Origin of the sequence: Marinobacter sp. 1_MG-2023 (assembly GCF_030549045.1) — a bacterium.
In the GTDB taxonomy this organism is placed as follows: Bacteria; Pseudomonadota; Gammaproteobacteria; order Pseudomonadales; family Oleiphilaceae; genus Marinobacter.
This window is the reverse complement of sequence record NZ_JAUOST010000003.1, coordinates 366,436-377,954: the sequence shown is the minus strand read 5'-3', so window position 1 is coordinate 377,954 and position 11,519 is coordinate 366,436. Positions and strand designations below refer to the sequence as shown.

At 56.3% G+C, this 11,519-nt stretch carries 14 protein-coding genes; 1 reads left to right on the top strand and 13 read right to left on the bottom strand.

The genetic code is table 11. The annotated features are described in order from the left end of the window. Positions 1-4 precede the first annotated feature (4 nt). The 11 genes from Q4606_RS11165 to Q4606_RS11115 are packed head-to-tail and all read right to left on the bottom strand — an operon-like array spanning position 5 to position 8,901. Positions 5-775: a F0F1 ATP synthase subunit B gene (locus Q4606_RS11165; RefSeq protein WP_303607556.1), complete on the bottom strand. Its 771-nt coding sequence runs from the start codon at positions 773-775 to the stop codon at positions 5-7. 8 nt (positions 776-783) lie between these two features. After that, a complete protein-coding gene (locus tag Q4606_RS11160) occupies positions 784-1,062 on the bottom strand; it encodes a F0F1 ATP synthase subunit C (protein WP_303596895.1) in 279 nt (92 codons plus the stop codon). Beyond that, positions 1,059-1,757 (bottom strand): F0F1 ATP synthase subunit A, encoded by a 699-nt coding sequence (locus Q4606_RS11155; protein ID WP_303607555.1) that lies wholly within the window; start codon positions 1,755-1,757, stop codon positions 1,059-1,061. The genes Q4606_RS11160 and Q4606_RS11155 overlap by 4 nt, the downstream gene beginning before the upstream one ends. Further along, entirely contained in the window at positions 1,757-2,071 is a 315-nt protein-coding gene (locus tag Q4606_RS11150; protein WP_303596897.1) for an ATP synthase subunit I, read from the bottom strand. Before Q4606_RS11150 ends, Q4606_RS11155 begins: the two co-directional genes overlap by 1 nt. Beyond that, the gene (locus Q4606_RS11145) at positions 2,068-2,364 is read right to left on the bottom strand and encodes an AtpZ/AtpI family protein (protein ID WP_303597166.1); all 297 of its coding nucleotides are present in this window, start codon (positions 2,362-2,364) and stop codon (positions 2,068-2,070) included. Before Q4606_RS11145 ends, Q4606_RS11150 begins: the two co-directional genes overlap by 4 nt. 2 nt (positions 2,365-2,366) lie before the next feature. Next, a complete protein-coding gene (locus Q4606_RS11140) occupies positions 2,367-2,777 on the bottom strand; it encodes an ATPase (protein WP_303607554.1) in 411 nt (136 codons plus the stop codon). Continuing rightward, positions 2,774-4,186, bottom strand: a complete 1,413-nt coding sequence (gene atpD / locus Q4606_RS11135; RefSeq protein ID WP_303607553.1) for a F0F1 ATP synthase subunit beta — start codon at positions 4,184-4,186, stop codon at positions 2,774-2,776. Before atpD ends, Q4606_RS11140 begins: the two co-directional genes overlap by 4 nt. Positions 4,187-4,204: 18 nt before the next feature. After that, positions 4,205-5,128 carry a carbamate kinase gene (arcC, locus tag Q4606_RS11130; RefSeq protein WP_303596900.1) on the bottom strand — a complete coding sequence of 308 codons (924 nt, stop codon included), beginning with the start codon at positions 5,126-5,128 and terminating at the stop codon, positions 4,205-4,207. 34 nt (positions 5,129-5,162) lie between these two features. Further along, on the bottom strand, positions 5,163-6,164 hold the full coding sequence (locus Q4606_RS11125) for an ornithine carbamoyltransferase (protein ID WP_303597167.1): 1,002 nt from the start codon (positions 6,162-6,164) through the stop codon (positions 5,163-5,165). Between the two features lie 20 nt (positions 6,165-6,184). After that, entirely contained in the window at positions 6,185-7,414 is a 1,230-nt protein-coding gene (locus Q4606_RS11120) for an arginine deiminase (RefSeq protein WP_303596901.1), read from the bottom strand. Positions 7,415-7,428: 14 nt separating this feature from the next. Beyond that, positions 7,429-8,901, bottom strand: coding sequence for a YfcC family protein (locus tag Q4606_RS11115; protein WP_303607552.1), 1,473 nt, complete (start codon positions 8,899-8,901; stop codon positions 7,429-7,431). A gap of 264 nt (positions 8,902-9,165) precedes the next feature. On the opposite strand from Q4606_RS11115, the gene Q4606_RS11110 reads away from it, so the two are divergent. Beyond that, complete coding sequence (locus Q4606_RS11110; RefSeq protein WP_303607551.1) at positions 9,166-9,834, top strand: DNA-3-methyladenine glycosylase I; 669 nt, start codon at positions 9,166-9,168, stop codon at positions 9,832-9,834. A 25-nt stretch (positions 9,835-9,859) separates the two neighbouring features. Here the strand turns inward: Q4606_RS11110 and cobS are convergent, their stop codons facing one another. After that, on the bottom strand, positions 9,860-10,624 hold the full coding sequence (gene cobS, locus Q4606_RS11105) for an adenosylcobinamide-GDP ribazoletransferase (protein WP_303607550.1): 765 nt from the start codon (positions 10,622-10,624) through the stop codon (positions 9,860-9,862). A 169-nt stretch (positions 10,625-10,793) separates the two neighbouring features. Further along, complete coding sequence (locus Q4606_RS11100; RefSeq protein WP_303596905.1) at positions 10,794-11,447, bottom strand: peroxiredoxin; 654 nt, start codon at positions 11,445-11,447, stop codon at positions 10,794-10,796. Positions 11,448-11,519: the final 72 nt, after the last annotated feature.

Here is an 11,519-nt window from a genome sequence, read left to right as displayed (position 1 = left end):
CCTCTCAGGTGTCACCTGGCTGAACCCGGCCAGACGCGCCGGCGGCGAGACGTTCACTTAATAGTGCATCAAATGCCTCAGTGTAGCTGTCGACCGTCCAGGCTATCTGGGCGCTGCCGACTCGCAGAACCAGGCCCGGTGCCTGTTGCGGGTTAGTTTCGAAGCGCAGCGTTATGGCTGGCAGTAAACTCTTGATGTCGGCCTGTAACTGCTGTTGTGCGGCCTCCGGCAAGGGAGCGCGTGTGGTGGTTACGGCTTCCTTGCTGTCACCGGCAGCGTCTGTCAGTTCGTGGGCTATGGGGCGCAAACGTGCGCTGATATGGCGAGCAATGGCTTCTTCCAGTGATTCATCCGCAAGATCACGAAGGGCTTTTCGGGTCAGCTCCAACAAGGTTTCCTCACCGGCACGCTGCAGTTGTGCGATGAACTTCTGGCGCTCGCGCTCAAGGTGTTTGTGCCAGTCCTTCTGCTCTTGCTCAAGCTTGGAACGTGCATCGGCCAGCAGGGCATCACGCTGGTTTTCCGATTCCCGCAGTGCCCGTTCGACTACTGCGTTCTGGTCAGATAACAGCTTTTTGCGCTGCTGTTGGAAGTCTGCTTCAGCCGCCTGCGCCTTTTTCCTGGCCTCCCCTGCTTCGGCCATGCTGCGGGTGATCTCGGCTTCACGGGCATCAATACCATCAAGAATTGGACGGTAGAGAAAGCGTTTCAGTAGCCAGACCAGAACCAGAAAGTTAGCGATCTGTGCAATAACGGTAACCCAGTCGATAGACATGATTGGTACTAACCTCCTGGGGTAACCTGCACGGCGGCCCAGAACGGGTTGGCGAAAATCAGAATCATGGCGACAACAAAGCAGTAGATGGCCGTGGATTCGATCATTGCCAGACTCACGAACAGGGTTCGGGACAGAGTGGGCGCGGCATCCGGTTGCTGGGCCATGGCGGCGATTGCAGCAGCGGCGGCCCGGCCTTCGCCGAGAGCCGGGCCGAGAGCGCCGAAGGAAACGGTCAGGCCAGCCGTAAAAATGGACATGGCGGCAATAATGGCGAGATCTGTCATGGTTTATCCTCGTGTTTTGGCGATGAAGGCGTGGGCTCTGCGGTAGCAGATGAAATGTAAACGGTGGCGAGCATGGCGAAGATATATGCCTGAATCATTCCGGTCAGTAGCCCGAGCATGTCCATGGCCACGGGAAAGAAAAATGGTGCGATGGTCAGAAGAATGGCGGCGATAACGGCACCACTCATTATGTTGCCGTACAGGCGGATAGCCAGAGATATACCCCGGGAGAACTCGCCGATGATATTGAATGGCAGCATGATGACGGAGGGCTGGATAAAGGTTTTCAGGTAGCTTCCCAGCCCGCCCGAGGCAATGCCGAATACCGGTACGGCGACCAGCACTGACAGAGCCAGAGCTGCGGTTGTGGATAAGGATGACGTGGGCGGCGAAAACCCCGGTATCACCAGCATCAGGTTTGATAGGGCAATAAACAGGAACAATGTGCCGGAAAAATACATAACATGTCGTGCGGAGTTTCGGGTAACTTCCTCAATCTGACCCTGAATGAGCTTAACAATCACTTCCAGGGCGGTGCGCCAACGGTTGGGTGGCACGTCAGGTCGCAGGTTTCGGGTAACCAGCATGGAAGTGCCTACCAGAAGTGCCATAACAATCCAGGTGTTGACGATGGTGGCGTTGATTTCCCATCCTGCAAGAGTAAAAACAACGACCTCATCCGGTGTCAGTTGCATCAGGTACTCTCCTGTTCAGTGGTGACCGACGACCTGCCCGTTCTGGCCCAAAGCACAGCGATCAGTCGTATCAGGAAAAAAGCCAGTGCGTAGCCGGCTATGGCCCAGTTACTTCCGGCCATTGCAGTTATCCAGAAGCCAAGGGCCAGAAGCATCGCAATTCGGCCGAAGGCACTGATCATCAGCCAGGTTGCGGGGCTTCCAGAGTTCAGGGCATGTCGCATGCCCCAGGCGAGTCCCGCAAAGAACAGGGCGCTGACCGGAGCCCCCACGGAGAACCCCAACAATACTGCGTGCCAGTCGACTGTTATCACTGTTCGTCACCTTTCTGGTCAGGCCCTTCTTTGTTTATCCAGCTCCAGGAGATAATGGCGCCGACCACCACGCCGCCGAGAATCAGCGCAATGGGCCAGGAAAATTCCTGCGGAGCTACCCGGTTCAGCCATAGACCCAGGAATGCGCCGCCCACTGTCGGCACGGCAACCGACCAGCCAACGATGCCGAACGCTCCCAGGCCCCGCAGAGGGCTGGCGCCCGGGGAATTGCGTGCTTGCTTCATGCGCTCGGCACTGCGGCGGATGTGCTCTGCTGAACGGTCGTTTTTCATACTCACACCGTTGGTTTCCGCAAATCGCCAAAGTGCCGGACAATGCCGGCTTCCAGCCGGGACAGCGCTGATCGGGCCACACGTTCTTCCTCATCCACTTCGACGAACGCTGCCCGTATGGTTTCGTTCAGTGAATTGAGGTCCTCCCCCTGAACACCGCGCCTTATGGCAATATTCACGCTATGGCCTTTTTTCACCAGCACACCTTCGTCAATGCCAAAAAACAACTCTTCGCCGCCGGCTGTTGTAAGAATGAGCACGGAGGGCACCAGTGCGGTTACGAAGTCGATATGATTTGGAAGTATCCCGAAGGCGCCGTTCTCTGCGGTGGCAAAGAGTTCCTTTACTGTGCCTTCAAATAATGTGCGGGTGGGTAGTTGCAGTGCTACCTGCATGCTGTCGGCAAGGCTCATGATTTTGCCTCCAGATCCTTAAGCGAACCGATCATATAGTAGTCGGTTTCGTTATCAGTGAATTCAGTCTGGTTCAGAATGGTCTCGCAGCCATCGAGAGTATCTTTGATGGGCACGCGTTTGCCGCCGGTGCCGGTGAAAGAGCCAGTGGTAAAAAACGGCTGGGTAAGAAAACGCTCGAGCCGCCTCGCCCTGGCTACGGTGGCCCGGTCAGCCGCCGAGAGTTCCTCCATGCCCAGCATGGCAATGATATCGCGCAGATCCTCATACTCTGCAAGAGTACGCCTTACTGCCCGGGCGATATCGTAATGGCGCTGGCCGACGACCGCTGGTGTCAGCATCACAGAGGCGGAGCCGAGCGGGTCGACTGCCGGATAAAGGCCTTCGCTGGCGCGCTTGCGAGACAGCACGACTGAGGCAGAAAGGTGCGAGAAAATATGCGCCGCCGCCGGGTCGGTGAAATCATCGGCAGGCACGTAGACTGCCTGGATGGAGGTGATCGCGCCACTTCGGGTCGAGGTGATGCGTTCCTCCAGGGAGGCCAGTTCGGTGGCAAGGGTCGGTTGGTAGCCAACCCGCGAAGGCATGCGCCCCATCAGGCCGGAAACCTCGGAGCCCGCCTGCACGAAACGAAAAATATTGTCGATCAGAAGCAGTACGTCCTGTTTCTGATCATCACGGAAATACTCTGCCATGGTGAGCGCGGTTTTGCCCACCAGAAAACGGACGCCCGGGGCTTCGTTCATCTGCCCGAACAGCATGACGGTCTTGTCTCGCACACCCGCGTCACCCATCTCCCGGTAGAGTTCCTCTGCTTCCCGGGAACGTTCGCCAATGCCACAGAACAGGCTCACGCCCTGATAGTGCTGAACCGTGTTGTTGATCAGCTCTGTAATCAGAACGGTTTTACCGACCCCCGCGCCGCCGAAAAGGCCGGTTTTACCGCCGCGCTCAATGGGTGAAAGTAAATCAATGGCCTTGATTCCGGTTTCGAGAATGTCGCTATGGACAACGCGGTCTTCCAGTGCAGGAGGGGGCTGATGGATCGAGCGTCTTACCGTCGCTGCAGGGGCCGGCTTGTCATCAATGGGTTCGCCAAACACATTAAGCATGCGGCCCAGCACGGTATCGCCTACCGGAACCTGAATAGGCGCACCTGTGGCCTGCACAGGCATTCCTAACCCCAGTCCGCGCACGGGCGCCAGGGCCATGCAGCGCACTGCGCCGTTGTCGAGTAGTGAGGTAACCTCCAGGTCCAGCTTGCCGGCGCGGACGAGGTCGTGGATGCGGGGGGCTGTGCCGGGAAACAGCACGTCGACGACCCCCCCGCGAATGCTCACAACCTGGCCGACACCATGACTGCCAGTTTCGGGTATGGGGTTCGCATCGTTAAAGACCAGGTCGGACATACGAATGTGCCTGAATAGTCATGAGCCTTCAGTGGCTGTTCTGGAAACCAGTGTACCTGCGCGCCCATCAAGAATGGCAAGGGCATCCTGTAGTCGACCAATGCCGCTGATACCTCCAGTTTCCGCGAAATCAGCCGCTGCCGTCACCTTTGGCCCCATGGAACCGGCCGGCATATCGAGCCTCCGCGCCTGATCTGGCGTGATTTGGCGAATCGGGACCGCGGCTTGTGTTTGCAAGTCACTGTAAACCGCATCTACATCAGTCAGCAGTAACAGTGCGTCGGCGCTTAACTGGCGTGCAAGCAGGGCGCTGGCCGCATCTTTATCGATAACAGCCTCTACACCTGTCATACTGCCGTCATCGCGGCGCAGCACCGGGATGCCGCCACCGCCGGTACAGATCACAATCACATTCTGATCCAGCAGCAATTTCAGCACGCGCATATCCGGAATTTCTTTGGGAGCAGGCGATGGCACGACTCTGCGCCATTTATCGCCGTCGGCTGCAATCTGCCAACCGGCAACGGCAGCTTTGGCCTCTGCTTCCTTTCTAGTATAGACGGGGCCAATAAATTTGGACGGCCTGGCAAATGCCGGATCATCTCGGTCAACCACCACCTGGGTAAGCAGAGTCGCCACAGGGCGATCATGTCCAAGGGCGTTTTCTATTTCCTGTTCGATCATATAACCGATCATGCCGCCGCTCTCTGCCCCAAGCACATCCAGAGGGTAGGCCTCCTCCGGCTTGTAGGCCGCACCTTGCAATGCCAGCAAGCCTACCTGAGGGCCGTTGCCGTGAGTAATAACCAGTTGGTGCCCGGCACGGACCAACCCGACCAGCGATTCTGCTGCGGTTCGAACATTGGCGCGCTGAGTTTTGGCCGTGAGTGGCTCACCGCGTTTTAGCAGGGCGTTGCCGCCCAGAGCTGCAACAATCAGCATAGGGTGCATCCTTTAATCGACCATCAGTGCGCTATCAGGCTCCAAGCGTGGCTACCAGCACTGCCTTGATGGTGTGCATGCGGTTTTCAGCCTGATCAAACACAATGGATGCAGGGCTCTCGAAAACCTCTTCAGTAACTTCCATGGCATCAATTCCGAATTCTTCTGCAATTTCCTTGCCTACCGTGGTTTCGGTGTTGTGAAAAGCCGGCAGGCAATGCATGAAGCGAACCCTGGGATTACCGGTTTTCTCCATGACGTCAGCGTTCACCTGGTAAGGCATTAACAGCTTGATTCGCTCCCCCCATTTTTCCTTGGGCTCGCCCATGGATACCCAGACATCGGTGTAAACGAAGTCAACGCCGCCGAGTGCCCTATCCAGGTCGTCGGTAATGGTGATTTTTGCACCGGTTTCCCGGGCTATGCTATGAGCTTCGTCCTGCACAGGCTGGCGTGGCCAGCAGGCTTTTGGGGCACAAAGGCGAACATCCATACCCATTTTAGCTCCTCCGATGAGCAAGCTGTCACCCATGTTGTTGGCCGCGTCGCCCAGGAACGCATAAGCCACCTGGTGCAGGGGTTTATCAGCGTGTTCCTGCATGGTCAGGAAGTCTGCGAGGATCTGGGTGGGGTGGAACTCATCGGTCAGGCCGTTATAGACCGGCACGCCAGCATACTGAGCCAGTTCTTCGACGATCTTCTGACCGAACCCCCGGTATTCTATGGCATCGTAGATTCGACCTAACACTCGCGCTGTGTCTTTTACAGATTCCTTGTGCCCGATATGGTTGCCAGTTGGGCCCAGGTAAGTAACTCTGGCGCCCTGGTCGTAAGCGGCGACTTCAAAACCGACCCGCGTCCTGGTGGAGTTTTTCTCAAAGATCAGGGCTATTTCCTTACCCTTGAGCTGAGGAATCTCGGTGCCGGCGTATTTGGCCGTTTTCAGGTCTGCGGATAGCTTGAGCAGAAAGCTGATTTCCTGCGGTGAAAAATCCCGCAGGGTCAGAAAATGTCGGTTCTTGAGGTTGAAAGCCATGGTGATTGAGCCCTGTGTGGTCAGATGGGGTCGCGCATAGTCGGACAACTCATGCATCGCCCGCCGCCTCGGCCACGCCCCAGTTCGGCGCCGGGAATAGCCACAACTTCAATGCCGGCGGCTTTAAGCGCTGCATTGGTGTCATCGTTACGGTCGTAGCCAACCACCACGCCGGGACTTAGGGCCAGCACATTATTACCATCGTTCCACTGCTCCCGTTCTCGCTCGGCGGGGCTCTCCCCGCCGGTGGGCACAATGTCGAGGGATTGATACCCCAGTACATCAGCAACCACATCAAACAGCGGCCTTGGGTCCTGGCGGAAAGTCAGATGTTTTTCCCCTTCGCCGGGGCGAAGGTCATAGCAGATCACTTCATCTGCCACTTCCTTGAAAGTGGTGACAACCTTGCCACCGCAGAAAGTGAAAATAGTGTCCAGATGCATGGCGGACCGGGATTTCGGAATCTGGCAGGCAATTACCCGTTCCACAGTGCCTTTTTCAAAGAGCGCGTTGGCCAGTTGCCCGACAGCCTGGGGAGAGGAGCGCTCGCCCATGCCCACCAGCAGAGTGCCATTGCCGACGGGCATGATGTCACCGCCTTCAAGTGTCGCAAGCCCATGCTCTTGTGTCGGATCGCCCCAGAGCACATCGGCCTTGCCGGCAAATTTCGGGTGGAACCTGTATACGCCGGCCATCAGCAGGGTTTCGGGCTTGCGGGCGGACCAGTACATGGGGTTCAGCGTGACACCGCCGTAGATCCAGGCACTGTTGTCTCTTGTAAAAAGGTAGTTTGGCAGAGGCGGTAATACAAAGCCGTAGTGCCCCAGGTGGTTGCCAAAAAGCCCCGTCGGGTCGAAAGGCAGGTCAGCCACTTCAAGCCCGCCGATAAGGTACTCCGCGAGTTTGCTGCCAGGAAGCTCATCCATCCAGGCGCGCAAGTCGGAAATCATCCCAACGCCAATCTGGTTCCAGGTAATACGTTGATCCAGAATCCATTTGCGAGCCTCCGGGATGTCCAGCGTCTGCGCCAGCAATTCGTTAACATCCAGTACCTCGACGCCGTGCTCGCGCATCACACTGACAAAGACGTCATGATCTTTCTGGGCCTGCTTGACCCAGAATACGTCGTCAAAAAGCAGGGCATCACAGTTGGATGGCGTCAGCCGCCGGTGTGCCAGCCCCGGGCGGCAGACAATGACCTGTCGCAGGGTGCCAGTTTCGGAATGCACCCCGAGAGTATGTTCAGACATGGCTTTACCCTCCACTAAATCAGTGCTGCGGCACTGATGACCAGTGTGATGAAGATTGTAAGAATCAATAACAAAGGCCAGATAAAGGCGAGCCAGCGATCATAGGACACGCGGCCAATCGCGAGGCCTCCGACCACCACTGCAAAGGTGGGGTTGATCAGGTTTACCAGGCCATTGGCAGACTGGTAGGCCGTCACAACCAGGTCGCGCCCCACACTGGCGAAATCGGCAAGCGGCGCCAGAATAGGCATGGACAATACAGCCAGCCCCGAGGAGGACGGCACGAAAAAGCTCATGCCGACCTCTATCCAGAACATCAGGTTGATAAACGCCAGTTCAGGCAACCCACCGAGCGAGGTTTCTGCGCTGTGCAGGATGGTATCGGCAATCATGCCCTGATCCATGATTACCACAATGCCGCGCGCAAGCCCTACAACCAGTGCTACCCCCAGAAGGTCCCGGGCCCCGTCAACGAAGCTGCTGGTAAGTTTTTTCTCACCAAGGCGTGCGATGATGCCAATCACAATGGCCGCACCGAAAAACAGAGCACCCATGCGGGCCATCCACCAGCCCTGTGACGATACACCCCAGATCATGACAACGAAGGTAGCGGCAAAGATCAGCAGGGCTGTTATCTGGGTGCCGTCGAGCGTGGAATCCTGCATGCCCTCGTCATGCTTGCCCAGAAAGAGTCTTCGGTGAGCAGCCCACTGCTTTGCCACCACAGAGCGTGACGGATCCGCTTTGACGCGCATGGCGTAACGCATAACGTAAGCCGCACAGATCAATAGCCCGCCGATGAGAAGGATAAAACGGATGATAATGCCATCGGTAAACGGAATGCCTGCGGCGTTGGCGGCAATAACCGTGGCGAACGGGTTGATGGTAGACCCCAGCACGCCGACACCGGCACCAATCAGGATAATGGCTACGCCGGTTACCGCATCGTATCCGGCTGCCATCATCACCGGGATCAGAATGGCGTAGAAGGCCAGGGTCTCTTCGGCCATGCCATAGGTTGTGCCGCCGATCGCAAACAAAGACATGAGTATCGGGATCATCCAGATTTCATGGCCTTTAAGGTGACGCATGGCACTGCGTATGCCGGTATCGATGGCGCCGGTTGCGTTCATTACACCGAGGAACCCGCCCAGGAAAATCACAAACAGGGCGACATCAATAGCATTGGCCGCATAACTGTCCGGGTCATAGAAGCCGCCCGTGGGCGCGAGCATTATGTCCACAAAGCCCTGCGGGTTGGGGTCGACCGTCTGATAGGTACCGGGCACGGCGACTTCACGCCCGACCTCTTCGTTCATCGTCCGGTCGTACTGGCCGGCAGGTATGATCCAGGTAAGACCTGCAACGAGGATGATCAACAGAAACAGGATGGTGTAAGCGGTGGGAAATCGTGATGCCAGATCCTGCTCAGGGTTGTTTAACTGATTGTCGGAGGGGGTTTCTGCGGAGCGGTTATTGCCAGTCACAATAGTTCTCCTTGATTTACAGCGATAAGGATCCATATGCCCTTTTAAAGATGCCTTTCCTGAAGGCGGGTCTTGAGGCTTGTGTCTGAACAGGAGAGAGCGCTATTTTCGGGCGGTCAATAGTAAGGATAGTTGAGGAATAACGAATTGAAATTGAGTTAGGTCACTATTGATGCGGATGCGCTCTTGTTGTTGGATCTGCGCGGGTTTGGATAGCTTAGTTAGTTGTCCGGAGACTAAAAACACTGAAGCTGATGAGATTCTATGGGTTTTACAGAAATTCATGAACGAGCGATCGCTCGCAAGGGTGGTCTTGATGCGCTGAACGCTTTGCTGCCAAAGCCGAGACCAGATACAGAGCTGGAAGCACGAACCGATGACCGGTATCTCTCAGAGATCACCCGTTGCGTGTTCAAAGCCGGGTTTGTCTGGCGGGTGATTGATCACAAATGGGCCGGTTTCGAAGCGGCTTTTCACGGCTTTGTGCCCGCTTATTGGCAACAGGTGCCACCGGATGTTCTGGAAGCGTTGGCCAGCGATGAGCGTATTGTGCGCAATATGCAGAAAATTAGGACTGTGCCGGAAAATGCCCGCATGATAATGGATGCGGCGCGCGAACACGGCAGCTTCGGTGCTTTTCTCAAGCAATGGCCATCAGAAGACCAGGCCGGATTGTTGATTTGGCTTAAGCGCAACGGGGCCCGCCTGGGCGGTAACAGTGCGCAGTATTTTCTACGCCGTGTTGGCTGGGATGGTTTTATTCTGTCTCACGATGTGATTGCCGGGCTTCGCCAGGCAGGTCGTCTGGACGCTTCACCCACGAGCAAAAAAGGTCTTCAGCAAGCGCAGGCAGCTTTCACTGAATGGCAACAGGAAACGGGCCTGCCGTACAGCCAGTTGTCGCGCATCCTGTCCTGCTCGGTGGAGAGCTAAAACCCTGCTTTAGGATTCAAATCGCTTACATACCCATCAATAGCACCAGCTCACAAAACACGACGCTGGCTCCCAGTGCATCGCCGGTGTAACCGCCCAATTGTCGCTGCAGGTACCAGCCCCATAGCAGAGCGACGGAAACGACTGCGGTGAGTGCGGCCAGCCAGAGCCCCGGTAGCCAGAGGCTGAAAATAGCCGCGACCAACACAGTAAACACACAGCTGGCCAGCAAACGTTTGCGCGAGAAGCCTTCCGCCACGGGTTTGCTTTTGCTTTTATCCGGGTCGGTTACATAGGGCATGAATGACATCAGCAGCAGTGGGGTTATACGGCTGATGGCGGGCATTACCAACAGCGCCAACCAGATACTTTTGGCATCTAGCAGCAGTGCGGCTTTCAGGCCCAGCGCCATCACCAGAGCCACGGTGCCATAGGTGCCGATGCGGCTGTCTTTCATGATCTCCAGGCGTTTCTCAACGGTATAGCCACCACCAAGGGCATCCACACTGTCTGCCAGGCCGTCTTCATGGAAGGCGCCGGTAATGGACAGGTGGAAGCACAGCACTAGCAGAACGCATACCAGCGGGCTCCAGGCCAGGCTGAGCAGGGCAAACAGTCCGGCATAAAGCGTGCCCAGGAATAAACCAACCAGGGGGAAGTACAGACTGCACTGGTTCATGAGTTTCTGGGAGTAGTTAATATGCACCGGCATGGGAATGCGGGTAAGAAAACCAACGGCCAGCCAGAAGGCCTGCCATTCGTTGGTCATCAGTCTGGGTTCAGTGGGCATAAGGGACTCTGTTCAGCTGAGGGTGTTTCCTCGGGCGATGAAGCGCCAGCTAACGGGAGAGTCGGGAAGGTATCATGGCTCAGGATATTTTTCCTGATTGAATAATCCTCCCCGGCCACGGATGGGCCAGGGAGGACTGTTTTGCTGCTATAAGTGCTTTATCTGGCGCTTAAAGCTGCTTTGTGCAGTAGTAGAAATCTACACAGTCGTACTCTTCAGAGCTAACGCGCTTGTCCGCTTCTGCTGCAGTGGCTGCGGGCGGAACGATAACGCGATCGCCTGGCTGCCAGCCTTCCGGAGTGGCTACGCCGTTTTCATCACTGGTTTGCAACGCATCCAGCAGACGCAGGAACTCGGGAATCGAGCGGCCGTTGCTCATCGGGTAGTACACCATTGCTCTGAGCACGCCGTTCGGGTCAATCATGAACGTTGCGCGTACTGCCGATGTATCTGCGGCACCCGGGTGAATCATGCCATAAGCGCGGGCAACATCCATTTTAAGGTCGGCAATAATCGGGAAGGGGATCTCGACGCCGAACTTTTCCTTGATGTTACGCATCCAGGCAATGTGCGAGTGGTGGCTGTCGATAGACAGGCCCAGCAGTTCGCAGTTGCGCTTGTTGAATTCCGGAGCCATTTTCGCAAAGGCCATGAATTCAGTCGTGCAGACCGGGGTAAAGTCGGCAGGGTGTGAGAACAGCACTAACCATTTGCCTTTATAGCTGTCGAGGTTTTTGACTCCGTCAGTTGTTGGGGCGTTGAAATCAGGTGCGCGCTCGTTCAGGCGAGGCAAGCCGAATACAGGGTTGTCAGATTGTTCCATGGTCGTACTCCTTTTCGGTGGTTGATGGAGTGACTATAAATCATTTATCAGATTATGGAATAAGCATATTCC